The following is a 24,715-nucleotide window of genomic DNA, read 5'->3' as shown; positions in this document are numbered from 1 at the left end:
CCAGACATCCAAAAAGGCAATTTTAGGCTAGGGAATGCTCATTCCATATTGACTATGGATTGGAATTATTATTTCATATTGCTGGCGCCACGCTGCCGCTCGCGCGTGTTACCCAATAATGTTGTCCATGACGACAAGACCGACGGGAGGTTCCAATGAGCGAAGCCGTGGACGCAAGACAGGCGCCGCTCGATGTCATCACCATCGGTCGCGCTTCCGTCGACCTCTATGGCCAGCAGATCGGCTCGCGGCTCGAGGATATCACTTCCTTCGCCAAGTCGGTCGGCGGCTGCCCGGCCAACATTTCGGTCGGCACGGCGCGGCTCGGCCTGCGCTCGGCGCTGCTGACGCGCGTCGGCGACGAGCAGATGGGCCGCTTCATCCGCGAGCAGCTGAAACGCGAAGGCGTCAACACCGACGGGCTGAAGACCGACAAGGAACGGTTGACCGCGCTTGTGCTGCTTTCGGTCGAGAGCGAAGGCGTTTCGCCGATGATCTTCTACCGCTCCGACTGCGCCGACATGGCGCTTTCGGAAGAGGATATCGACGAGGCGTTTATTGCCTCGGCCCGCGCCATCGTCGTCACCGGCACGCATTTTTCCCGCCCCAACAGCGACGCCGCCCAGCGCAAGGCGATCCGCATCATGAAGGCCAAGGGCGGCAAGGTGGTCTTCGACATCGACTATCGGCCGAACCTGTGGGGTCTCGCCGGTCACGCCGAAGGTTTCGAGCGCTACGTCAAGTCGGACCGGGTCTCGGCCCAGTTGAAGACGGTGCTGCCCGATTGCGACCTCATCGTCGGCACTGAGGAAGAGATCATGATCGCGTCCGGCGCCGACGACTGCCTGAGCGCGCTGAAGACGATCCGCGCCCTGTCCTCGGCGACCATCGTCTTGAAGCGCGGCGCCATGGGCTGCATCGTCTATGACGGGCCGATCAGCGACGATCTCGAGGACGGCATCGTCGGCGAAGGGTTCCCGATCGAGATCTACAATGTGCTGGGCGCCGGTGACGCCTTCATGTCCGGTTTGCTTCGCGGCTGGCTCGGCGGTGAAAGCTTCAAAACCGCGGCGACCTGGGCCAACGCCTGCGGCGCCTTCGCCGTGTCGCGGCTGCTCTGCGCGCCGGAATATCCGACCTTCGAAGAGCTGCAGTTCTTCCTCAAGAACGGCAGCAAGCATCGCGCGCTGCGCAAGGACGAGGCGATCAACCACATCCATTGGGCAACCACCCGCCGGCGCGACATTCCTTCACTGATGGCGCTCGCCTGCGACCACCGTGTGCAGCTCGAGGATGTGGCGGCCAAGACCGGCGCCAATCCAGCGCGCATCCGCGATTTCAAGGTGCTGGCGGTCAAGGCGGCGGCCAAGGTCGCTGCCGGCCGCGACGGCTACGGCATGCTGATCGACGAGAAGCATGGCCGCGAGGCGATGTTCGAATTCGCCAGGCATCCCTTCGCCTGGCTGGGCCGGCCGGTGGAATTGCCGGGCTCGCGGCCGCTGCGCTTCGAATTCTCGCAGGATATCGGCTCGCAGCTCACCGAATGGCCCGTCGATCACTGCATCAAGTGCCTGTGCTTCTACCACCCGGACGATCCGGCGGAACTCAAGGAAGAACAGCAGCAGAAGCTGCGCGCGCTGTTCGAGGCCGCGCGCAAGGTCGGCCGGGAACTTCTCATCGAGATCATCGCCGGCAAGCATGGCAAGCTCGACGACACGACGATCCCGCGCGCGCTGGAGGAACTCTATGCGCTCGGCATCAAGCCGGACTGGTGGAAGCTCGAGCCGCAGGCGTCGAGCGGCGCCTGGGCCAAGATCGAGGCGGTGATCCTGAAGCACGATCCCTGGTGCCGTGGCATCGTGCTGCTTGGTCTGGAAGCGCCGCAGGACGAACTGGAGGCGGCTTTTGCCGCAACCGCCAAGGCGCCCATCGTCAAGGGCTTTGCCGTCGGCCGCACCATCTTCGTCCACGCGGCCGAACAATGGCTGGCCGGCAAAATGTCCGATGACGAGGCCGTCGCGGACATGGCCTCGCGCTTCGAACAGTTGACCGAGGCGTGGCTTGCCGCGCGCGGCCGCAAGGCGGCATAACAGGCCGCGACACAGGGACTGCGGAGGAAAACACGATGAGCAAGACAATCCGCCTGACGATGGCGCAGGCGCTGACCCGCTTCCTGTCCCGCCAGATGACCGAGATCGACGGCAGGACAGTGCCGATCTTCGGCGGCGTCTGGGCGATCTTCGGCCATGGCAATGTCGCCGGCATCGGCGAGGCGCTTTACCAAGTGCGCGATGAGCTGCCGACCTTCCGCGCCCACAACGAGCAGGCGATGGCGCATGCGGCGATCGCCTACGGCAAGGCCAATTTCCGTCGCCGCTTCATGGCCGCGACTTCTTCGATCGGCCCCGGCGCGCTGAACATGGTGACGGCGGCGGCACTCGCCCACGTGAACCGGTTGCCCGTCCTGTTTTTGCCGGGCGACGTCTTCGCCAACCGCATCCCCGACCCGGTGCTGCAGCAGGCCGAGGATTTTTCGGACGGCACCGCGACGGTCAACGACTGTTTCCGGCCGGTGTCGCGCTATTTCGACCGCATCACGCGGCCGGAGCAGATCATACCGGCGCTGAGCCGCGCCATGCAGGTGCTGACCGATCCGGCCGATTGCGGCCCGGTGACGCTGTCGCTCTGCCAGGACGTACAGGCCGAGGCCTATGACTATCCCGAGAGCTTCTTTGCCGAGCGGGTCTGGCGTCAGCGCCGGCCGCGCCCGGACCGTGGCGAACTCGCCGCCGCCGTCACGGCACTCAAGGGAGCCAGGAAGCCGCTGATCATCGCCGGCGGCGGCGTTCTCTATTCGCAGGCTTCCGACGAACTGGCGACGTTCGTCGAAGGCGCCGGCATTCCGGTCTGCGAGACGCAAGGCGGCAAGTCCTCGCTGCCGGACGATCACAAGCTCAACATGGCGGCGGTCGGCGTCACCGGGACCTCGGCCGCCAACCGGCTGGCCGAAGAGGCCGACGTCGTACTCGCCATCGGCACGCGCCTGCAGGATTTCACCACCGGCTCATGGGCGCTGTTCAAGAATTCCGGCAAGACCATCATCGGGCTCAACGTACAGCCCTTCGACGCCGGCAAGCACCGGGCGCTGCCGCTGGTCGCCGATGCCGCGGAAGGGCTCGCCGAATTGGGCGCCGCGCTGAAAGGCTGGAAGGCGCCTGCCGCCTGGACCGACAATGCGGCCAGCGGCAAGAAGGCCTGGCAGGCCGAAGCGGCCAAGGTGACGGCATCGACCAACGCCGCTTTCCCCTCCGATGCGCAGGTGATCGGCGCCGTTCAGCGCGCCATGGGATCAGGCGTGACGCTGCTGCATGCCGCGGGCGGCCTTCCCGGCGAATTGCACAAGCTCTGGCAGGCGGGCGCGCCCGGCTCCTACCATGCCGAATACGGCTTCTCGACCATGGGCTACGAGATCGCCGGCGGCCTCGGCACCAAGATGGCCAAGCCCAACGAGGAGGTCGTCGTCATGATCGGCGACGGCTCCTATCTGATGCTGAATTCCGAGATCGCCACCTCGGTGATGCTCGGCCTGAAACTGACCATCGTGCTGCTCGACAACAGGGGGTTCGGCTGCATCAACCGGCTGCAGATGGCGACCGGCGGTGCCAACTTCAACAACCTGTTGAAGGACTCGCGCCACGAGATCCTGCCCGATGTCGACTTTGCCGCGCATGCCGCCAGCATGGGCGCGCTATCAGAAAAAGTTTCGTCGATCGCCGGGCTGGAGACGGCGCTGGCTCAGGCGAAAAAGAACGACCGCACCACCGTGCTGGTCATCGACACCGACCCGCTGGTTTCCACCGATGCCGGCGGGCACTGGTGGGACGTGGCGGTGCCCGAGGTCTCGGCGCGGCCGCAGGTGAACGCGGCGCGCAAGGCCTATGACGAGAAGCGGCGGATGCAGAGCGTCGGCGATTGACGCCGGCGCTGAAGCTCCTTCCTTCTCCCCGTCTCTATACGGGGAGAAGGTGCCGGCAGGCGGATGAGGGGCAGCGCCAACCAACAGGTAATAAGCAGTTCTAAACCGGAGTGACGACTTGAAAGCCAAACTGGGCATGTCCCCCATCGCATGGTGGAACGACGATCTTGCCGAACTGAGCGATGACGTGTCGCTGGAAGAGTGTCTGCGCCAGTCGCGCTCTGCCGGTTTCACCGGCATGGAAATGGGCCGGCGCTTTCCCAAGGACCCAAAGGTGATGCTGCCGATCCTGAAGGCCGCCGACGTCACGCTATGCGGCGGCTGGTTTTCCGGCACGCTGGTCGACGAGGAGATGGCTGCCAACAAGGACCGCATCCAGCCGATGATCGACCTGTTCAAGGCGGTCGACGCGCCCTGCATCGTCTATGGCGAGGTCGGACGCTCGATCCAGGGCGACCGCGCGAAGCCGCTTTCCACCAAGCCGAAACTCACCAGTGACGAAATGAAGGCCTACGCGCGGCGCCTGACGGAATTCGGCGAATGGTGCGCCGAGCAAGGCATGCCGCTTTCCTACCATCACCACATGGCGGCGGTGGTCGAGACCGAGCCGGAACTCGATGCCTTCATGCGCCATTCCGGCGAAGGCATACCGCTGCTGCTCGATGCCGGCCATCTGGCCTTTGCCGGCGGCGATGTGCTGCGCGCCATCGACAACCACCACAAGCGCATCAGCCATGTCCATGTGAAGGACGTGCGCATGGACGTGATCGACGGGCTCGACCGCACGAAACAATCCTTCCTCGACGCCGTGGCGCTCGGCGCCTTCACCGTGCCGGGCGACGGTTCGCTCGATTTCGGGGCCATCGTGCAGCGCTTCGCCGATCATGGCTATGAAGGCTGGTTCGTGGTCGAGGCCGAGCAGGACCCCAGGAAGAACCCGCCGCTGAAAATGGCGCAGGTTGGCCATAAGGAACTGATGCGGGTGATGACCGCCGCCGGCTACACCGTCGAGACGCAGGGCTTCCCGAATGCCTGAAGGCTGGATTGGTCGCCACCGGTGGCTTATCTGAGAACTGGTTCAGCAACTCTCGGATGGCGCGATGAAAGATTATGAACACCCGTTCTTCCGGCCGCTGTGGCGGCGCGTTGCCGTCGTCGCGGTCTGCGTGATCTGGTCGGTGATCGAGTTCGCCTCCGGCACCCCGTTCTGGGGCGTGATTGCGCTCGGCTTCGCCGGCTATGCCGTCTGGCAGTTTTTTTATCTGTACAAGCCGGTGGAGGAGACGAAGGCAACGGCTGCGGAACCCAAGGTCGGCATCGAACCCAAGGAATGATGGAAGAAGTTCCAGTGGATTGGATACGTGCGTAACGGATCGCATACGTTGGTGATTGGCCGAAACGCTCCTCGCTTCGTCATCCTAGGGCGGAGCAAGGAGCGCAGCGACGCGGCGCAGACCCTAGGATCCATGCCGTTGGATTGAAGCGTTGCGACGGTGCAGAATTCCGCTCCGCTCCGCTGCGGGGTCACGGAATGGATCCTAGGGTCTCCGCGACGGAGCTTCGCTCCTGCTACGCCCTAGGATGACGAAGTTGGGAGGCTTCGGCCGATCTCGAAGATTTGCGATAGGAGAGACAAAAATGTCGAAACTGCTCGTCAAAGCCGACAAGGGCAATGGCCGCGTCGCGCATGTCACGCCGCAAGGCGCTGGCTGGACCTATGTCGGTTTCGATCTGCATCGGCTGAAGCCCGGCCAGAGCGCCTCGGGACAGTCGGACGACCGCGAAGTCTGCCTGGTCTTCGTGACCGGCAAGGGTACGGCAAAAGCCGGCGGCAAGGATCTCGGCCTGCTCGGCGAGCGCATGTCGCCTTTCGAGGGCAAGCCGTGGTCGGTCTACGTGCCGCAGGGATTGGACTGGTCGGTGACGGCCGATACCGAGCTGGAACTCGCGGTATGCTCGGCGCCCGGCCTTGGCGGCGGCTTGCCGGTCCGGGTGATCGGGCCGGACGATCTCGGCCAGGAGGTGCGCGGCAAGGGCACCAACACGCGCTACGTCACCAACATCCTGCCTGAGGGGCAGCCGGCCGACTCGCTGCTGGTGGTCGAGGTCATCACGCCCGGCGGCCACACGTCGAGCTACCCGCCGCACAAGCACGACCAGGACAATCTGCCCGCTGAATCCTATCTCGAGGAAACCTACTACCACCGCCTCAACCCGCCGCAGGGTTTTGCCTTCCAGCGCGTCTATACCGACGCCGACAAGGATGGCCGGCGCGCGCTGGACGAAGCCATGGCGATCGAGGACGGCGATGTCGTGCTGGTGCCCAAGGGCTATCACCCTTGTGCCGCCTGCCATGGCTATGACCTCTATTACCTCAATGTGATGGCCGGGCCGAAGCGGACGTGGAAATTCCACAACGCGCCCGAGCACGAATGGTTGATGAAGGCCTGACCGTCTTGCGTTTCCGGTTGAACTTGTTGGTCCAGTTGGGAAAAATCGTCGGCTAACGACCCTGAGGGTCGATTTGCCTTCGAAAACCCTTCAAAGCTTCGTCAATCCGTCATGGAAATCACCTATGGCAACGTTTCTGACGAGGACTTCCCATGCGTTATGCCATCTATTTCACCCCCAGGCAGGACGAGCCGCTGGCGCGTATCGCCGCCAACTGGCTGGGCCGCGACCCGTTCGGTGCCGCGACCAGGCCGGTTGAGGCCGTGGCCGACCTGTCGGCGGCGGAAGTGGCCTTCCACACCGCTTCGGCGCGCCGCTATGGCTTTCACGCCACGCTGAAAGCGCCCTTCCGCCTGGCCGCCACCGAGACCGAGGCTTCGCTGCGCGCGGCGCTAGACCATTTTGCCGAAGCAACGCCGGTTGTGACGATCCCGCGCCTCGTCGTCAGCCAGATCGACAGTTTCTTCGCGCTGGTGCCGGAGGGTCCGCTGCCTCCGCTCAAGCGCTTCGCCGACGACGTCGTGCGCGATTTCGACCGGTTTCGCGCGCCGCTGAGCGAGGCCGAGATCGAGCGGCGCAGCCCGGATTCGCTGAAGCCTGCCGAGTTTCGCAATCTCTGCCAGTGGGGCTATCCCTATGTTTTCGAGACCTTTCGCTTCCATATGACCCTGTCAGGCCGGGCCGGCCCACAGGAAAGCCCTCGCCTGCGCGCGGCGATCGACGGCCTTTTCGCCGATGTGTTGCGCCAGCCCGTGCTGGTGGATGCGCTGACATTGTTTGTCGAACTCGAACCCGGTGCGCCGTTCATGGTGCTGTCCCAGCACGCGCTTGGATGCCGCCCGGCCAGAAAAACCGCCTGACAGGCGCCGGAAGAAGCAAGGACCAGCCGCAATGACCGCCGAAACTGTTCTTTCCAACGCCCGCATCGTTCTTGCCGACGAGATCGTCGAAGGCTCGCTGGTGCTGCGCGACGGCTTTATCGCCGGCATCGATGCCGGCGCGGCCCGGACCGGCGAGGACATGGGCGGCGACTTCATCATTCCAGGACTGGTCGAACTCCACACCGACCATCTCGAGGGCCATTATGCGCCGCGGCCGAAAGTGCGCTGGAACCCGATCGCCGCGGTGCTTGCCCATGACGCGCAGGTGGCGACCGCCGGCATCACCACCGTGCTCGATGCGCTCCGCGTCGGCATGGACGAGGACGCCGACCTGACATCGGACGACATCCGCAAGCTGGCCGATGCGATCGAGGACAGTGTCCAGCAGGAGCGGCTGCGGGCAGACCATTTCATCCATCTGCGCTGCGAGGTCTCGGCACCGGACTGCCTGAGGGCCTTCGCCAATTTCGAGACAGACGACAGGGTGAAACTGGCGTCGCTGATGGATCATGCGCCGGGCCAGCGCCAGTTCGTCAACCTTGAAACCTACGCCTACTACTACCAGCGCAAGCTGAAGCTCTCGGATCAGGATTTCAAGAAATTCTGCGAGAAGCGGATGGGCGAGTCGGCACGCAATTCAGGACCGAACCGCGTCTTCCTCGCCGCCGCCTGCCAGGAGCGCGGCATCGTGCTCGCCAGCCATGACGACGCCACGTCGGCTCATGTCGACGAGGCCATCGAGCAGGGCGTGAGGGTCGCCGAGTTCCCGACCACAGAGGAAGCGGCGCGGGCCTCGAAGGCCGCCGGGCTCGGCGTGCTGATGGGCGCGCCCAATGTCATGCGCGGCGCCTCGCATTCGGGCAATGTTTCGGCACGCACCCTGGCCAGTGACGGCCTGCTTGACATCCTGTCGTCCGACTACATCCCCTTCAGCCTGATCCAGTCGGCCTTCTTCCTCGGCGACATGGTCGAAGGCATTTCGCTGCCGCAGGCCGTCGCCATGGTCTCGAAGAACCCGGCGCAGGCCGTCGGCCTTGACGACCGCGGGATCATCGAACAGGGACGCCGCGCCGATCTGGTGCGGGTGCGCGTCGACGATCGTGTTCCGGTCGTGCGCACCGTGTGGCGGCAGGGATGCCGGGTGGCATGATGGTGTCGGCCTTGATCGAGCGCGAACTGTCCGCCGAAACCTTTCCGATCCGTCATGGCGTCTTTGTTGCCGTCGTAGGCCCTAGCGGTGCCGGCAAGGACACGGTGATCGGTTACGCCAAGGCGCTTTTCGCCGACGAGACGCAGCTGGAGTTCGTTCGCCGCGTCATCACCAGGCCGAGCGATGCGGCGAGCGAGGATCACGACACGCTGGCCGACGCCGCCTTCGCCGAGGCCGAGGCCGATGGCGCCTTCGCCATCTCCTGGGAAGCGCATGACCTGCGCTATGGCCTGCCCGCCGATGTCGACTGGTCCGTTTCCAATGGCCACGTCGCCGTTGCCAACGTATCGCGCGCGGTCATCCCGACCTTGCGCGAACGCTATGCCAATCTGGCGATCGTCGAGATCACCGCTTCGCCCCAGGTGCTGGCCGAGCGGCTGGCGATGCGCGGCCGCGAGTCGCGCGGCGAAGTGCTGGCACGGCTGGCGCGCAGCGCCAGTGTGACCTTGTCCGGCCCTGGCGTCACCTCGATCGACAACAGCGGTCCGCGCGAGGTGGCCGGTGAGCGCTTCGCCGAGCTGCTACGCAAGGCAATGGCCTTCTCCGACATGTCGGGGCTGATCTGATCGAGGCCAGTTTCACCCGTCTGCTTGCGCTGCCGCCGGAACGCTTTGGGCTGCTGGCCGCGTAGGGTGATTCTGGACTACGATCCGGGAATTCGCCCCCAGGGAATCAGGGTCGAGCAAGACAGGAAGCCTTGATGCAGACACTGACACCCATCCTCTCGACAGTCACGGCGGCATTTCTCGCCTCCCTGGTCGAGGTCGTCGAAGCCTTCACCATTGTGCTCGCGGTCGGGGTGACACGCAGCTGGCGTCCGGCCTTGACGGGTGCTGCGCTGGCTCTGGCAGTGCTGGCAGCCCTGGTGCTGGCGTTCGGGCCGCTGCTGGCGCTTGTCCCCATCAACACGCTGCAGTTCATCGTCGGGGTGCTGCTAATCCTGTTCGGCATGCGCTGGCTGCGAAAAGCCATCCTGCGCAGCGTCGGCGTCATCGCCCTGCATGACGAAGAGGCGGCCTTCGCCAAGGAAACCGCCGCGCTGCACCGGCAGGCTGACGATCGGCGCGCCGACTACCTCGCCGGGCTGGCCTCGTTCAAGGCGGTGCTGCTCGAGGGGGTGGAGGTGGTGTTCATCGTCATCGCTGTCGGCGCCGCGCATGGGCAGACATTTTACGCGAGCATGGGCGCGCTGGCCGCCTTCGTCCTGGTGATGCTTGTCGGTCTCGCTGTCCACCGGCCGCTGGCGCGCGTGCCGGAAAACGCCCTCAAATTCGTGGTCGGCCTGATGCTGACCAGCTTCGGCATCTTCTGGACCGGCGAGGGCATCGGCGCCGACTGGCCGGGCGCCGATCTTGCTCTGCTCGCCATCTTCGCCATCGTCGCACTGGCATCCTTCGCCATGGTGCGCTGGCTGCGCGGCACCAATCCCACAGCCGCCGGAGGGCTCGCCCGATGAACGTCCTTCGCCTTGTCGCCAGGGAATTCTTCGGCATGTTCGTCGATGACGGCAGTCTGGCGCTGCTGGCGCTGGTCCTTGTGGCCGCGGTTACCGCGGGGGTGAAGCTGCTCGCATTGCCGCCGCTGCTCGGCGGCGCCCTCCTGCTCGTCGGCTGCCTTGCCATCCTTTTGCAAAGCGTTCGCCGCGCCGCACGCCACGCTCACCGGTAGCGGACAGGCTTCAGCGGCGCCACGGGGATCATCATCGTCTTGCCCCGGCACCCTTGACGTCACGTCCAAAATGAAAAATATGGTACCGGTATCAAATGCGCGAAGCCCCCTGGCGGAACGCGCATGGACAGACAAATAATATTATAATAGCATACCATTATAACTCGCAGAGGAGCCGCTGACTCTCCGGTTTGCAAGGGATGTCCGCGAGCGAGCTGTTTCAAATCGTCGGGTGGCCAGGCGCCCCGCACCGTCGATATCGACACGAGGCGCCAGAAAATGCATGGGAGGAAAACATGCGGACTTTCCTGAGGGACGCGATGCTAGCCGGCATCGTGCTGGCGCTGTCGGCGCTGCTGCCGTCGATCGCTTCGGCACAGTCGGTCGATGAGATCATTTCGCGCGGCAAGCTGGTCGTTGCCATCGACACAACCACGCCGCCCTACGGCTTTCTCGACGCCAATCTGAAACCGACCGGCTTCGACATCGAGGTCGCCAACAAGATGGGCGAGGCGCTGGGCGTGCCTGTGGAATTCGTCACCGTCACCTCGCCGGGCCGGATTCCGGCTTTGCTGACCAAGCAGGTCGATGCGGTGATCTCGATCTTCTCGATCACGCCGGCGCGCGCCATCCAGATCGACTATTCGATTCCCTATGCCGGCCAGTCGGCGGTGGTGATCGCGCCGAAGAGCACCTCGATCAAGGGCGTTGCCGACCTCGTCGGCAAGAAGGTTGGCCTGACGCGCGGCACCGGCGAGGACGGATTGCTGACCAAGGCCGCCGAAGCCAATCCGGGCATCGAGATCCTGCGCTTCGACGACTATTCCTCGCTGCTGCAGGCGATGGTGTCGGGCCAGATCGACGCCATGGGGGGCGGCGATTACGGCGAAATCTACCTGAAGAAGGCCGGGAACGGCGACGCCTTCGAGCAGAAATATGTGCTGAAGACCTTCTACTTCGGCATCGGCGTCGCCAAGGGCAACGACAATCTCCGGCAGTGGGTCAACACCTGGCTGTTCACCATGAAGGCGGACGGCACGCTGGATGCATTGTCGATGAAGTATCGCAACCAGCCACTGCCGGTGCTGCCGGTCTTCTGATCGCGTCATTCCACGGCGGGACCGCGCACGGCAGCAGCCCCGCTTTCTCGACCTCGTGACGGAATGCCCATGCAAACCGCCCTGCAATTCGGCCCGATCCTGGTGCATCTCGACCTGTTGCTGCGCGGCCTGGAGAAGTCCATCCAGCTGGCGGCGCTGTCGATCCTGTTCGGCACCGCCATCGGTGTCCTTGGCGCCGTCGGACGCAGCTTTGGGCCGCGCTTCCTGTCGTGGCCGATCGCTGCCTATGTCGAGATGATCCGCAACACGCCGCTCTTGATCCAGCTTTATTTCGTCTTCTTCTCGCTGCCGCTGTTCGGCTTCAAACTGTCGAGCAACACGGCGGCGGTCGTGGCGCTGTCGATCCATCTCGGCGCCTACGCCACCGAGATCCTGCGCGCCGGAATCGAGGCCATCCCCGAAGGGCAGATCGAAGCGGCCAAGTCGCTCGGCCTCAGCCGCTACCGCATCATCCGCCATGTCGTTCTGGTGCCGGCGGCGCGCGCCGTCTACCCATCGCTGTCGGCGCAGTTCATCCTGCAGATCATGGGCACCTCGATCGTCGGCGCCATCGCCGCGGAAGAACTGACGGCGGTGGCCAACAACCTCGTCATGCAGACCTTCCGCAGCTTCGAGGTCTATATCGTCATCGCCATCATCTATTTCGTGCTGGTGCAGGCGGCCAGCCTGTTCTTTGCCGGCATCGGCAAGCTCATGTTCCGCTGGAAGGTCTAGATCATGAGCCTGCGCGATTTTGGCCCCAACGAACTGATGTTCCTGCTTCTGGCAACGCGTTGGACAATCCTTCTGGCGCTGATCGCCTTTGCCGGCGGCGGCCTGGTCGGCCTCATGGTGGCGGCGATCCGGGTGGCGCCGGCGCGGCCGCTGCGCTGGCTGGCCGCGGGCTACATCCAGTTCTTCATGGGCACGCCGATCCTGATCCAGCTATTCATGGCCTATTACGGTTCTTCGTTCCTTGGCTACCGGCCGGACCCCTGGGTGGCGGCGGCCGTGACCTTCTCGCTCAATGGCGGCGCTTTTTTCGGCGAAATCTTTCGCGGCGCCATCGAGGCAATTCCAAAGGGACAATGGGAGGCGTCAACGGCGCTCGGCTTCCGCTTTGTCAGGACGCTGCGGCTGGTGATCATCCCGCAGGCGGTGCGGCTGATGCTGCCGCCGACCGTCGGCTTCATGGTGCAGATCGTCAAGACGACATCGATCGCCTCGCTGATAGGCCTGACCGAGCTTGCGCGGGCCGCCACGCAGGTCAACACTGTGACCTTCCAGCCGGTGATGGTGTTCGGTACGGTGTCGCTGATCTACTTCGCGCTGTGCTGGCCGCTGTCGCTCTACGCAGGCTACCTCGAGCGTCGTTTCGCTACCGGAATGACTCGCAGGACCGAGACGCCGCTGGTCATGTCGGCAGTCTGAGCGAAGCCGTCAGCCCTTGAACGCCGGCAAGGTCAGGCCCTTGACGCCGACGTCGAGCGCGAACAGACCGCCCGGATTCTTCTGGCGCACGAAATGGCTGGCCGGGCGCTTGAGGACGGCAGAGGTGACGTAGAGGATGTCGAGGTCCTTGCCGCCGAACTCGCAACAGGTCGGCAGGTCGGTCGGCAGAACCACTGTTTCCATCAGCTCGCCATCGGGATCGTAGCGGCAGACCTTGCTTGTCACAGGGATGGTCACCCAGTAGCAGCCCTCGGCATCGACCGTGGCGCCGTCGGCGACGCCGCCTGTTGCCGTCATGTCGATGAAGGTGCGGCGGTTCTCGATGTCGCCGGTGGCGGGGTCGAAATCATAGGCCCAGACCGCGCCGGCATGGCTGTCGGAGAAGTACATGGTCTTCGAGTCCGGGCTCCAGGCCAGCCCGTTCGAGCAGCCGACGCCGTCGATCATCTTGTGCACGGAGAGATCGGGATCGAGCCGGTAGAGCGCGCCGATGAATTCGATCGGCTGTCCCGCCACCTCGAACATCGAGCCCGACCAGAAGCGGCCCTGGCGGTCCGGCTTGCCGTCGTTGAAGCGGGTCTTCGGCATATGTGCTTCCGGATCGACGATCGCCTCGAACTGGCCGGTTGCCGGATCGAAGAAATGAAAGCCATTGGTCATGGTCAGCACCAGGCCGCCCTTCTCGCGCAGGCCAAGGCAGCCGAGATATTCCGGTGTTTCGAAGACCTCGTCCTTGCCGGTCGCGGGGTCGTAGCGATGGATCAGCTTCTTCCAGATGTCGATCCACCAGAGCACGCCGGCCCTGGGGTCCCAGAGCGTGCCTTCACCAAGCTCGGCCCTGGCATCGACGACACAAGTGATCTCGACCATTCTTCCCTCCGTTCAGCCCCTGCGCAGCCTGCCGCCGAGGCCGGCAAAGGCCTCGCTGCCGATCGAGACGGTGAGCAGGATCACCGCGCCATAGACGACAAGCAGGGCGCCGCTCGACAGGTTGAGCGCCGGCAAAAGACCAGTGAGGATGGTCAGCACCATGGCGCCGGCGACGGTGCCGAGATAGTGGCCGCTGCCGCCGAGGATCGAGGCGCCGCCAATGGCGACCGCGGCGATCGAGGTGAACAGATAGGCATCACCCATGCCGAGATAGGCCTGGCCGGAATAGCCGGTCAAAAGCATGCCGGCGAAGGCGGCGGTAAGGCCCGAAATCACATAGGTCAGGATGGTGGTGCGTGCCGTCGGCACGCCTGAGAATTCGGCCACGGTGGCGCTGGTGCCGAGCGCATAGAGGTGACGGCCAAAGGCCGCCTTGGAGAGCAGCACGGTCGCCACCAGCGTCAGGGCGAGCCAGATCAGCGCGATGACCGGAAAGCCGGCTATGCGGCCGACCGACAGGAACTGGATCAGCGCCGGCGCCGAGGGGGTCGGCGAGCCGCCGGTCAGCACCAGGATCAGGCCTTGCAGGATGACGTTGGTGGCCAGCGTCATGATGATCGGCGGTACGCCGAACCGGGCGACGCCGACACCATTGATCAGCCCGATGAAGGCGCCGCCGGCGAGCAGCAGCGGCATCACCCAGACCAGCGGCAGGTCCTGCCCGCCGCACAGCAGCGCCATGATGATCGCCGCCGAATTCAGCACCCATGGCACGGAGAGATCGATACCGCCGCCGATGATGACGAAGGTCTGGCCGAGCGCGACGATGCCGACGAAAGCGGCAAGCACCACGGTGGAGCGCATGTTGGAGACCGAGAGGAAGCCCGGCGAGAACAGCGCCGTGACCAGGAGCAGCACGACCATGCCGGCATAGGCGAGCACGATCAGCCGGTTGCGGGTGAGAAAGGCATTCATTGGACCCGGCCCCTCGCGGCCTTTTCGGCGACGGAACTGGCCAGCACCGAGAGCAGCAGGATGACGCCCGACGCCACCGGCTGCCAATAGCTCGACACATGCAGGACGAAGACGAGGTTACCGATCAGGGTGAGCACGAAGGCGCCGATCAGCGTGCCGGCGAGATGGCCCCGGCCGCCGAACAGGCTGACGCCGCCAATGACCGCCGCCGCCACCGAGGGCAGGATGTAGTCCTTGCCGATGGTCGGCGAACCGGCGCCGGTCTGTGTCACCAGAAACAGTGCGGCCCCCGCCGCGAACAGGCCCGAGAGACCATAGGTGACGAGGTTGACGCGGGTGATCGAGACGCCGGACAGGAAGGCCGATTTCTCGTTCGATCCCGTCGCCTGGATGGCGATGCCGACCCGGGTGGCGCGAAACCACCACCAGAACGCGAGCAGCGCCACGAGCATCCAGACCGGGCTGGTCAGGCCAAAGAGCTGCGTGGAGGCAAAGCCGACCCACCATGTGGGAATGCTGCCGCCGTCGGTCGGTAGGATGATCATGGCGACGCCGTTGAGGATCGACCAGGTGGCGAGCGTCACCAGGAAAGGCTGCAGCTTGAGCAGCGAAATCAGCAGGCCGTTGAGCGCGCCGATGACAAAGCCGAGCGCAAGGATCGCCAACGCCCAGAATGCCGTGGTCGACGGATCGTCGGAGAACCGCGTCGCGGCGATCACCGTGCCGAGGCTGATCATGCCGCCGATCGACAGATCGATGCCGCCGCGCAGCAGCACGATGGTCTGGCCCGTCGCCGCCAGCATCAGCGTCATCGCCGCCGCGGTGTCGAGATTGAGTTCGTCCAGCGTGAAGACGCCGGATTGCAGGCTCCCATAGATGCCGACAATCAAGGCCAGCATCAGGCAGGCGACCAGGAACGGCGCGCGATCGAGCAGGCGGCCGCGCCAGTCGATGGCTGGCGTGGTTGATCTCGTTTCGGCAGGCCTTTGCGCCATCTCGCCAGTCCGCTCCGCGCGCGCCATGACCATGCCCTAGGCCGCCTCGCGTTCAAGCATGGCGGCACGCAGAATGCCGGCCTCCGAGATGCGCTCGCCTTCCAGCGTCGCGGCGACACGGCCGTCGCGCATGACCATAACGCGGTCGGCGACATGGACGAGTTCCGGCATGTCGCTGGAATGGAACAGGATCGCATAGCCCTTGGCGGCGAGGTCGCGCATCAGCTGGAAGATTTCGCCCTTGGTGCCGACATCGACGCCGCGCGTCGGATCGTAGAGCAGCAGCACGCGCGCCTGCGTCAACAGCATCTTGCCGAAGATCACCTTCTGCTGGTTGCCGCCGGACAAAGTGCCGGCGAGCTGTTCCGGCGTGCCGGCCTTGATGCGCAGGAAATCGACCATTTCCTTGACCAGCGCCGCTTCCTTTTGCCGGCTGAGCAAGCCGTTTTCGGTGAAACGCCTGATGACGGACAGCGTCAGGTTCTCGCGCACGCTCTTGGTCAGCAGCAGGCCCTGCCCGCGCCGGTCCTCCGGCACCAGCGCGATGCCGTCCCTGCCGGTCAGGGCCTGGCGTGGATTGTTGATCGAGACCGGCTTGTCCCAGAGCTCGATCGCGCCGCTCGCCCTGCTGGCGCCGAACAGCGCCTGGAACAGCTCGCGCTGGCCATGGCCCTGCAGACCGCCGACGCCCAGCACCTCGCCCTCGCGCAAGGTGAAGTCGACGCCGGAGAGCCGGCTGCCGCTCGACAAGCCCCTGACGTTCAGCGCGACGCGATCGGTCGCCGTCGCCATGCGCTCGGGATAGAGCCGGTCGAGATGCCGGCCGATCATCTGGGTGACGATCTCGTTGTCGGACACGGCGTTGGCCTCGTGCGCCGCGACGGTGGCGCCGTTGCGGAAGATGGTCAGCCGGTCGGCGATGGCGCGCACCTCGGCCATGCGGTGTGAAATGAAGATGACCAGCCTGCCCTCGGCCGCCAGCTGCCGGGTAAGCTTCAGCAGCCAGTCCGCTTCGCGCGCTGGCAGGGCCGAGGTCGCCTCGTCGAGGATGAGGATGCGCGGATCCTTGGCCAGTCCCTTGGCGATCTCGACGATCTGCCGTTCGGCCAGCGTCAGCCGCCGCAATTCCTGATCGGGACGCAGCGCCGGAAAATTATACTTCTCGAGCAGGGCAAGCGTCTTGCGGCGCATTTCGGCGCGGTCGACGGTACGCAGCAGCGTCCTCGGCTCGTGGCGGAACCAGACATTCTGTTCCACGCTGAGGTCGGGGATCAACGACAGTTCCTGGAAGACGGCGGCGATGCCGCGCGCCTGGGCCGCATCCGGATTGGCCGGGCGATAATCCTGGCCGTCGACCAGGATCGAGCCGCCATCGTGCTGCACGGCGCCCGACAGGATCTGGATGAAGGTGCTCTTGCCGGCGCCGTTCTCGCCGAGCAGCGCATGCACCTCGCCGGCGCGGGCGCTGAATGTCGCATCGCTCAGCGCAACGATGCCGCCATAGCGTTTGGACAGGCCTTTGACGGTGACAAGGTCCATGAATGCGCCTTCGAAAAGCTCTCCCGACATCTTGCGATGCCGGGAGACAGGGTCGTGGTCTCGGGATGTTACTTCGAGCCGGCCGCTTCCGCAGCCGTGATCTCGACCCAGTCGGGCGTGATCGGCAGCGTCAGGCCGGGGGCCTGGTCGGGGAAGGCATTTTCGCCGACCGCGATCTTGATCATCTTGGTGCCGGGATAAAGCTTGGACTCGAACGGGTCGGTGGTGACGAAATCGCCCTTGACCGAGATGGACCGTTCGGCCGGCTTCTTGCCGGTGTCGAGAATGTCGACCGCGAGCTTGATCGCTTCCGAGGACAGATAGGCCGGGTTGGATCCCAGGATGCACTTGGCGCCTTGCGTCTGCGCGCAGGTTACGGCGGCGACATTGTAGGAGAAGCCGACGACCGGCACGATCGGCCGGCCGGCATCCTTCAGCGCCTGGATGGCGCCGGAGCCATAGCCCTGTGTCATGATGCCGTCGATCTTCGGGTTGGCGGCAAGCAGCGCCGCCACGCCGGACTGTTCGGGCCCGAGCGCGTAGTTGCCGTTGTAGTAGCCGACGACCTTGATGTCGGGATATTTGGCCAGCACCTTCTCATAACCCCCTTGCAGCTGCGCCGAGATCGGCGCGCCCGCCAGGCCGCGGTCGAGGATGATGTTGCCCTTGCCGCCAAGCTGCTCGGCCATCCATTCGGCCATCACGGAGGGGATGCGGTCCCAGTCGGAAGCGACGGCGAAGGCGCAGGGTTCGGTCACCACCTGGTCGAAGGAGATGACGACGATGCCGGCATCGCATGCCTTCTTGATGGTCGGGTTGAGCGCCGAATCCGAACCGGCATCGACCAGGATGGCGTCCGGCTTCTGGCGGATGATGTTGTTCAGCGAATTGATCTGCGCCTGGACGGTGTTCTCGACGTTCTCGATCTTGAGGTCGACGCGGCCCTTCAGCGGTCCCTTGTTGACCGAAACGGTGGCGACACGCTCCATCTGCTGGCGCCAGTCGTTGCCGACGAAATTGTTGGAGAGATAGATGGTGTAGGGCTTCTTGTCCTCGGCGTGGCCGGTCTGCACGCCGGCGGCCATCATGGTGGCGGCGAGTGCTGCAAGGCCGATGTTACGGCTCAGTGATTTCATGGTTCTCCTCCCGGTTTTCGTTTCCAAACAGCGCCGCCGGACAGTGGCGCATTGCCTTCCTCAAATCAGCTTCCCGAGGCCTCCTTGGGCGTGATTTCAACCCAACTCGGCGAAACCGGCAAGGACAGGCCGGGGGCCAGATCGGGAAATACGGTCTTGCCGAGTTCGATCTTCACCGCCGAGGAGTTCGGAGCATATTTGGCGTCGACCATGTCCGTGGTCAGACCCGGCGAATTGAACAGAACGGTGGTGTCGTCGGGCTTCTTGCCGGTGTCGAGTATGTCGACCGCGAGCTTGATCGCCTCGGCCGACAGCGACGGCGATTGGCGCCGAGCCAGCATTTGGCGCCCTTGGTCTCGGCGCAGGTGACGCCGGTGCCGTTGAACGCGGCGGCGACGATCGGCACCATCGGCCTGTCGGCATTCTGCAATGCCTTGATGGCGCCGGTGCCATAACCCTGCGAGAAGATGCCGTCGACTTCCGGGTGCGCCGCAAGCAGGCTGGCAACCCCTTCCTGCTCGGGGCCGGCGGCGTAATTGCCGTTGAAATAGCCGACGATCTCGATGCCGGGATATCTCTTCAGCACGGCACCGAAGTTCTTCTCGAACTGTTCCGAGATCGGCGCGCCGGCGAGGCCGCGATCCATGAGAACCTTGCCCTTGCCGCCAAGGATGGAGGCCATCCATTCGGCCTGGTTGTTGGCCATGATGTCGAAATCGGAATGCAGCTTGTAGGCGCATTTGGCCGACACGGTCTGATCGAAGCTGACGACGACGATGCCGGCGTCGCAAGCCTTCTTGATGGTGGGATTGAGCGCTTCCGCCGACGACGCATCGATCAAAATGGCGGCGGGCTTCTGGCGGATGATGTTGTTCAGCGAATTGATCTGCGCCTGGACGGTGTTCTCGGCGTTTTCGATCTTGAGGTCGACACGGCCTTTCAGCGGCCCCTTGGTGATCGCGACATTGGCGACGCGCTCCATCTGCTGGCGCCAGTCATTGCCGACGAAATTGTTCGAGAGATAGATGGTGTAGGACTTCTGGGCGGCGGTGTGGCCAGGCATGGCGGCCGTCGAAGCCGCCAGGCCGGCGAGCGCCGCCAGGCAGGTGCTCAAGCTCCTCGATTTCATGGTTTCCTCCCTGTGTTCCCTGCCCAGCCGCTGATGGACTGCGCCATCTTGATCGGATGAGGAGGCGTGCATGATACCGGTACCAATTGCCGATGTCAATTTGACCGTGACTCTCCCAAGGCCGCGCCCGCAGGCGGAATTCGCCGGATCTCCTCCCTTGCGACCTCTCCCGGAGCCGGCATCTCAGCCTAGCTATCATGCTATTATAATTTTATGGCTCTGTCTATGCGGCCACTATCAGAAAATACCGCGTCGGGCGGGCTTCAGGACAGGTCGTTCGGCGCGTCATAGGTGATGCTGAAGATGTCGGCGGGATGACGGGCGACGGAGAATTCGATGCTGCGCTGGTCGGCCGACTGATAAAGCATCTCCACCGTCAGCACCGCACCCCCGAGCGCGATGCCGAGGTCGGCGGCAACGGTCTCGTCGGCGATTTCGGCGCGCACCGTCACATGTGCCACATCGAGCCGCAGGCCGAGATGTTTCTGCACCGAACGGAAGATCAGCACGTCGGAAAAGTCCTCCCGCTTCAACCGGGCGCCGACATCGGGCGGAAAATAGGTGGTGATCTGCGCCTTCCTCTGCTCGCCGATCGACAGCACGCTGCGCAGGCAATAGCCGGCCTCGTCCTTGCCCATGCCGAAATGGCGCTGGAGCACGGGCGAAACCTCCTTGCGGTAGGATTTCACCGCCAGCTTCGCGTCCTTGGTGAAGGCCGCCATGTCGGCGAAATTCTTGAACTTCCAGCTCAGATTGACCGAGGGGCTGCGGGCCGCCACCACGGCGGGCTTGGCCGAGCGTTTCCTGATCAGGCCGTCGGCCTCGAGATCGCGCAGCGCCTGGCGCACGGTGATCAGACTGACGCCGAAATGCTCGGCGATGGTCGCCTCCTTCGGCAGCTCGCCGCCGACCGGGAAGGTGCCGTTGCCGATCGGCTCGCGCAGGATATCGGCGAGCTGCCGGTAAAGCGGCCCGTTGGCGCGGCCGAGCGTGCGCTTGGGAAGACTTTCGATGGTGGGAACGGAATGGTCCATGTGCCTCGTCGCGCCTGTGTCGAAGCTTTTATAATAGCTTCCTTGGCCCGAGGCTATTGCATGTCGCCCAAAAGTGGCGCCGGTTTTGGGATAATGGCTTGCCTGGGGCAAAATCCGGCGCGACGACCGCCGGCGGTCTCAGACGAAGAGCCGAAGCGGCTGCTCTATCGCCGATTTCAGAGCCGAGAGCCATGCCGCGGCCGCATCCTCGCCCACGCTTGCCGCATCCACCGTGAGCAGGCATTCGGCATGGTCCCCTGCCATGCCGAGCGAGACGGCGAGGCGCATGGAGCGACCGGGCAGGAGCGGCATCGCCATCGGCCGGATGTCGCCCGCCGCCAGCAGCCGCAGGGACAGAGCGGCCGGTTCTTGCGCCTCGTCGCGGCTATCGGCCAGGGCCGCGAGCCGCGTCGCGCGCAGCGCTGTCAGGGGTGGCTCCGGAACCGTGGCGACCACCGCTTGCCCGCCCGCGAGTTCCAGCGCCACGGCGTTGTCGCCGGCCCTGGCGTCCGGCGTCTCATGAAATGCCCGGCCCACCGCGCGCGGCAGCACGTCGTCGACATCGAAGACATGTCCCGAGCTCTCCAGCGCCGCCAGCAGGTCCCGCAGCGCGCCGAGTGCGACGGATGCCGCGAAGGCGGCGATCCGGGGCGCGGCGATGGCCGGGGCCACCAGGGAAGCGTCGCTATCCGGGGAGACGGCCGCGGCGACCGGAACGAAGCTCAGGACATCGGCGGCCAGGATGCGCCCGTCCGGCCCGCTGCCGCGAAGCGTTTCGAGCGGCAGCGCGCGCTCGCGCGCCAGGCGGCGGGCATAGGGGGAAACCGCAAGACGCCTTGCCTGCGCCGTTGCATTCATCGCAGATACCCTGCGTTGACGCAGTTGGTGAGCCGGCCCTCGGCGAGATAGGCGTGCACCACCTCGATCGACTTCAGGCGAAGGTCGCGCATCGATGCCGGGCTGTAGAAGGCGGCATGCGGGGTGACGATCAGGCGATTGGCGATCCACGGCTCGCGGCGCCGCCATGCCGCCAGCAACGGATGGTCGAGATCGCCGGGTTCGTTCGGCAGCACGTCCAGCCCGGCACCGCTGACCACGCCGTTGCGCATCGCGGCCTCCAGGGCGTCGAGGTCGACGATCGGGCCGCGCGCGGTGTTGATCAGCATAAGGCCCGGCCTGGCGGCGGCGAAAGCCGCCGTGCCGAGCAGCTTGCGGGTTTCCTCGCTGAGCGGCGCGTGGACACTCACCACATCGGCTCGTCCCATCAGTTCGGTCAGCGAATGGACGCGTTCATAGCCGGTCGACAGGTCGACGCCGGACAGAAGATGCGGATCGTAAAAGACAATTCTCATATCGAAGGCGGCGGCGCGGCGCGCGGTGGCGAGCCCGATGCGGCCGAGCCCGACAATGCCGAAGGTGGCGCCCTTGTGCCTTCTAACCAGCGGCGCCTTGGAGAAATGCCAGCCATCGGCGCCATGACCGGAGAGCTCCGCGCCATAGGCCGACGTCCCGCGCGTCAACGCCAGCATCAGGCCGATGGCGTGGTCGGCGACCTCGGTCGTGCCATAGTCCGGCACGTTGCAGGCCGGAATCCGGCGCGCGCCCCAGCCCGCCGTGTCGATGTTGTCGAAGCCGACGCCGGAGCGCACCGCGATGCGCGCCTTGGGAAAGGCGGACGGGGCGGCGGCGACATTGTGGGTCGGCGAATAATTGATGACGGCGTCGACCATCTCGCACACCGCCGGATCCAGCGTCGCCGCCTTGTCGTTGGTCGACCGGGCGAGGATGAACTCGATGTCGGGATAGTGCTCGCGCTCGAGTTCGGCCTCGTCGGCGGCTTGCCAGTTGGCGCACAGGATCTTCATGCCGGTCCTTCGGATCGCTTGTTGGGATGGTCTATTTCTTGATGCCGCCGATGCGGCCGCCCATCGGCACCACCGCGCCGACCGGCTGATCGATCGCCGCGAGCGTCCCGCTGACGGGAGCCTCGATCTCGACCACGGCCTTGTCGGTCTCGATCTCGGCGATCAGCTCGCCCTCCCTGACCGGATCGCCGACCGCCTTCAGCCATTTGATGACCGTGCCTTCGCTGACGGTGAGGTCGCCGAACGGCATGGTCACCGGCTCGTCGTCGCCGGAAGCAGCGGGCGACTGGACCGGTGGGGCAGGTGGGAGCGCCTTGACCGGGGCAGGTGCCGGCTTGGCTGGCGCGGTACTCTTCAGGCCGACCGTGTACCAGTGATCCGGCACCGGCGGCCTGCCCGACATGACGTCGCGCGCGCCTTGCGCGATGCGCGCGGTGTCGACCAGCATGGCGCGCTCCAGCACAGGCGCGAAAGGATGCGAGGTCGGCGCCGTGTGCAGCCTTCCGGGCGGCGCGTCGAGTTCGTCGAAGGCGAGTTCGTTGATCGCCTGGGCGATTTCGCCGCCCAGGCCGCACATCGCCCAGGCTTCGTCGACGATGAGCAGGCGATGGGTTTTGCGTACGCTGGCGACGATGGTGTCGATGTCGAGCGGCATGATGGTGCGCGGGTCGATCACCTCCGCCTCGATGCCTTCACCGGCGAGCACTTCGGCGGCTTCCAGTGCACGCTGCACCATCTGGCCGGCGGCAACGATGCTGATGTCGGCGCCGGCCCGTGCGATGCGCGCGACGCCGAACGGCACGAAATGCTCGCCGACCGGCACCTCGCCCTTGGCGGCGAACAGCGCCTTGGGCTCCAGCATGATGACCGGGTCTCCGGCCCTGAGCGCTGTCTTCATCAGGCCCTTGGCGTCGGCAGGGGTCGACGGCACGCAGACGATGAGGCCTGGCATGTGGGCGAAGACCGGATGGTAGATGCCGCTGTGATGCGGCCCGGAACTGCGCAGTGCGCCCGCACCCACGCGCACCACCATCGGCGCGCTCATCAACCCGCTGGTCATGTAGCGCAGCTTGGCGGCCTGCAGGAAAATCTGGCCGGCGGTCTCGAAAGCGAAGTCGGCGAACATCAGGTCCGAGACGGTGCGCGCGCCTGTCGCCGAGGCGCCGACGGCGGCGGCGGTAAAACCCTGTTCGGAGATCGGCGTATCGACCATCCGCTCGGCGCCGAACTCCTGCCACAGGTTCTTGGTGTGCGCGAAACTGCCGCCACGCTCGCCGGTGCCCTCGCCGAAATAGAGGATCGCCGGGTCGGCGCGCATTTCCTCGGCGATGCCGTCGCGTACCGCTTCCAGCCAGCCTTGCATGCGGGTTTCGCCGACCGCGCGCGGCTTGAGGGCGGCGGGCGGATTGATCGGATCGGCAAACACATGCAGCCGCACCGTCGACGGGTCGGGCTCGGGAGAATTGCGGGCGAAGGTCAGCGCCTGCTCGACCACCTTCTCGATCCGCGTCTCGATCGCCGCGAGTGCTTCGGCGTCGGCAATGCCGTATTCCTCGATCAGCTTCTTGCGGAACATGTCGATCGGATCGCGCTTGATCCAGGCGTCGAGCTCCTCCTGCGTGCGATAGCTGCCGATCACCGGGTCGCCCTCATGATGGCCCACGGTGCGGTAGGTCTTGGCCTCGATCAGCGTCGGACCCTTGCCGGCGCGGGCGCGCTCGGTGGCCTCCTTCATCGCCAGCCAGACGGCGAAGACGTCATTGCCGTCCACCGCGACGCCGGGCATGCCGTAGGACGCGGCCTTGCTGGCGATCTCGGGATTGAGCGTGATCGACTTCAGCGGCGTGGCGGTGGCGTAGAGATTGTTCTCGCAGATGAAGACAGCCGGCGCGCGTTGCACGGCGGCGAAATTGAGCGCCTCGTGGAAGCCGCCATGATTGGCGGCGCCGTCGCCGAAGAAAGCGACGCCGATGTCGTCGCGGCCCTGCTGGCGCGCGCTCATGCCGATGCCGACGGCGTGGCCGATGCCGGCGGCGACGATGCCGTTGGTGCCGAACAGGCCGACCGAGCGGTCGTAGAGATGCATGGTGCCGCCACGGCCGCCGCAGATACCATCGGCCTTGCCGAACAGCTCGGCCATCACCCGGCCGGGATCGGCGCCCTTGGCCAGCGCATGGCCGTGCCCGCGATGGGTCGATGTCACCCAGTCGGTGGGCCTGAGATGCGCGCAGACACCGACGCCGGTCGCCTCCTCGCCGATATAGAGGTGCAGGAAACCGGGCGTTTCGCCCTTGCGGCAGGCGATCTGGGCGATGCTTTCGAAGCGGCGCAGCAGCACCATGCGTTCGAACAGGTCGAGCAGGATTTTCCGGTCGGGCAGATTTGACGCACTCCTGGAATCCTCGCGTGCACGCGCCGCAGACATTGCCACCAA

24 protein-coding genes are annotated in these 24,715 nt (G+C 65.2%); 13 read left to right on the top strand and 11 right to left on the bottom strand.

Annotation, left to right across the window (positions count from 1 at the left end; translation table 11 throughout):
* Positions 1-155: 155 nt before the first annotated feature.
* From iolC to EN861_RS05155, 13 genes are all read left to right on the top strand, one after another.
* On the top strand, positions 156-2,090 hold the full coding sequence (gene iolC / locus EN861_RS05220; RefSeq protein WP_127280185.1) for a 5-dehydro-2-deoxygluconokinase: 1,935 nt from the start codon (positions 156-158) through the stop codon (positions 2,088-2,090).
* Positions 2,091-2,125: 35 nt separating this feature from the next.
* Positions 2,126-3,976, top strand: coding sequence for a 3D-(3,5/4)-trihydroxycyclohexane-1,2-dione acylhydrolase (decyclizing) (gene iolD, locus EN861_RS05215; protein WP_135862714.1), 1,851 nt, complete (start codon positions 2,126-2,128; stop codon positions 3,974-3,976).
* Between the two features lie 118 nt (positions 3,977-4,094).
* Positions 4,095-5,012: a myo-inosose-2 dehydratase gene (gene iolE, locus EN861_RS05210; RefSeq protein WP_127279303.1), complete on the top strand. Its 918-nt coding sequence runs from the start codon at positions 4,095-4,097 to the stop codon at positions 5,010-5,012.
* 64 nt (positions 5,013-5,076) lie between these two features.
* On the top strand, positions 5,077-5,310 hold the full coding sequence (locus EN861_RS05205) for a DUF3329 domain-containing protein (RefSeq protein WP_127279302.1): 234 nt from the start codon (positions 5,077-5,079) through the stop codon (positions 5,308-5,310).
* A 304-nt stretch (positions 5,311-5,614) separates the two neighbouring features.
* A complete protein-coding gene (gene iolB / locus EN861_RS05195) occupies positions 5,615-6,427 on the top strand; it encodes a 5-deoxy-glucuronate isomerase (RefSeq protein ID WP_135863003.1) in 813 nt (270 codons plus the stop codon).
* A 152-nt stretch (positions 6,428-6,579) separates the two neighbouring features.
* Complete coding sequence (locus tag EN861_RS05190) at positions 6,580-7,287, top strand: DUF1045 domain-containing protein (RefSeq protein ID WP_127279301.1); 708 nt, start codon at positions 6,580-6,582, stop codon at positions 7,285-7,287.
* Positions 7,288-7,318: 31 nt separating this feature from the next.
* Positions 7,319-8,458, top strand: coding sequence for an alpha-D-ribose 1-methylphosphonate 5-triphosphate diphosphatase (locus EN861_RS05185; RefSeq protein ID WP_127279300.1), 1,140 nt, complete (start codon positions 7,319-7,321; stop codon positions 8,456-8,458).
* Positions 8,455-9,084 (top strand): phosphonate metabolism protein/1,5-bisphosphokinase (PRPP-forming) PhnN, encoded by a 630-nt coding sequence (gene phnN / locus EN861_RS05180; RefSeq protein WP_189343557.1) that lies wholly within the window; start codon positions 8,455-8,457, stop codon positions 9,082-9,084. The genes EN861_RS05185 and phnN overlap by 4 nt, the downstream gene beginning before the upstream one ends.
* Positions 9,085-9,218: 134 nt before the next feature.
* Complete coding sequence (locus EN861_RS05175; protein ID WP_127279299.1) at positions 9,219-9,974, top strand: COG4280 domain-containing protein; 756 nt, start codon at positions 9,219-9,221, stop codon at positions 9,972-9,974.
* Positions 9,971-10,186: a hypothetical protein gene (locus tag EN861_RS05170; RefSeq protein ID WP_127279298.1), complete on the top strand. Its 216-nt coding sequence runs from the start codon at positions 9,971-9,973 to the stop codon at positions 10,184-10,186. Before EN861_RS05175 ends, EN861_RS05170 begins: the two co-directional genes overlap by 4 nt.
* A gap of 296 nt (positions 10,187-10,482) precedes the next feature.
* Positions 10,483-11,286, top strand: coding sequence for a transporter substrate-binding domain-containing protein (locus EN861_RS05165; protein ID WP_135862712.1), 804 nt, complete (start codon positions 10,483-10,485; stop codon positions 11,284-11,286).
* Between the two features lie 69 nt (positions 11,287-11,355).
* Complete coding sequence (locus EN861_RS05160) at positions 11,356-12,021, top strand: amino acid ABC transporter permease (RefSeq protein ID WP_127280479.1); 666 nt, start codon at positions 11,356-11,358, stop codon at positions 12,019-12,021.
* Positions 12,022-12,024: 3 nt separating this feature from the next.
* Positions 12,025-12,717: an amino acid ABC transporter permease gene (locus EN861_RS05155; protein ID WP_135862710.1), complete on the top strand. Its 693-nt coding sequence runs from the start codon at positions 12,025-12,027 to the stop codon at positions 12,715-12,717.
* Between the two features lie 9 nt (positions 12,718-12,726).
* Here the strand turns inward: EN861_RS05155 and EN861_RS05150 are convergent, their stop codons facing one another.
* From EN861_RS05150 to EN861_RS05105, 11 genes are all read right to left on the bottom strand, one after another.
* Positions 12,727-13,608: an SMP-30/gluconolactonase/LRE family protein gene (locus tag EN861_RS05150; RefSeq protein ID WP_135862708.1), complete on the bottom strand. Its 882-nt coding sequence runs from the start codon at positions 13,606-13,608 to the stop codon at positions 12,727-12,729.
* Between the two features lie 12 nt (positions 13,609-13,620).
* Positions 13,621-14,583 (bottom strand): ABC transporter permease, encoded by a 963-nt coding sequence (locus tag EN861_RS05145; protein WP_135862705.1) that lies wholly within the window; start codon positions 14,581-14,583, stop codon positions 13,621-13,623.
* Positions 14,580-15,611 carry an ABC transporter permease gene (locus tag EN861_RS05140; RefSeq protein ID WP_135862703.1) on the bottom strand — a complete coding sequence of 344 codons (1,032 nt, stop codon included), beginning with the start codon at positions 15,609-15,611 and terminating at the stop codon, positions 14,580-14,582. The genes EN861_RS05145 and EN861_RS05140 overlap by 4 nt, the downstream gene beginning before the upstream one ends.
* A 3-nt stretch (positions 15,612-15,614) precedes the next feature.
* Positions 15,615-17,117 carry a sugar ABC transporter ATP-binding protein gene (locus EN861_RS05135; RefSeq protein ID WP_245511994.1) on the bottom strand — a complete coding sequence of 501 codons (1,503 nt, stop codon included), beginning with the start codon at positions 17,115-17,117 and terminating at the stop codon, positions 15,615-15,617.
* Between the two features lie 68 nt (positions 17,118-17,185).
* Positions 17,186-18,253 (bottom strand): substrate-binding domain-containing protein, encoded by a 1,068-nt coding sequence (locus EN861_RS05130; protein ID WP_135862699.1) that lies wholly within the window; start codon positions 18,251-18,253, stop codon positions 17,186-17,188.
* A gap of 65 nt (positions 18,254-18,318) precedes the next feature.
* Positions 18,319-18,465 (bottom strand): hypothetical protein, encoded by a 147-nt coding sequence (locus EN861_RS36055; protein ID WP_245511993.1) that lies wholly within the window; start codon positions 18,463-18,465, stop codon positions 18,319-18,321.
* A gap of 8 nt (positions 18,466-18,473) precedes the next feature.
* A complete protein-coding gene (locus tag EN861_RS05125; protein WP_245511992.1) occupies positions 18,474-19,382 on the bottom strand; it encodes a substrate-binding domain-containing protein in 909 nt (302 codons plus the stop codon).
* 263 nt (positions 19,383-19,645) lie between these two features.
* Positions 19,646-20,416: a GntR family transcriptional regulator gene (locus EN861_RS05120; protein WP_135862697.1), complete on the bottom strand. Its 771-nt coding sequence runs from the start codon at positions 20,414-20,416 to the stop codon at positions 19,646-19,648.
* Between the two features lie 138 nt (positions 20,417-20,554).
* Positions 20,555-21,274 carry an E3 binding domain-containing protein gene (locus EN861_RS05115; protein WP_135862695.1) on the bottom strand — a complete coding sequence of 240 codons (720 nt, stop codon included), beginning with the start codon at positions 21,272-21,274 and terminating at the stop codon, positions 20,555-20,557.
* Positions 21,271-22,281 (bottom strand): C-terminal binding protein, encoded by a 1,011-nt coding sequence (locus EN861_RS05110; RefSeq protein ID WP_135862693.1) that lies wholly within the window; start codon positions 22,279-22,281, stop codon positions 21,271-21,273. Before EN861_RS05110 ends, EN861_RS05115 begins: the two co-directional genes overlap by 4 nt.
* Before the next feature lie 31 nt (positions 22,282-22,312).
* Positions 22,313-24,706 (bottom strand): thiamine pyrophosphate-dependent enzyme, encoded by a 2,394-nt coding sequence (locus EN861_RS05105; RefSeq protein WP_245511991.1) that lies wholly within the window; start codon positions 24,704-24,706, stop codon positions 22,313-22,315.
* Positions 24,707-24,715 lie beyond the last annotated feature (9 nt).

The organism is Mesorhizobium sp. M8A.F.Ca.ET.218.01.1.1 (genome assembly GCF_004791165.1).
Lineage (GTDB): Bacteria > Pseudomonadota > Alphaproteobacteria > Rhizobiales > Rhizobiaceae > Mesorhizobium.
The sequence above is the reverse complement of the archived record's forward strand: the minus strand, read 5'-3'. Positions and strand labels throughout refer to the sequence as shown.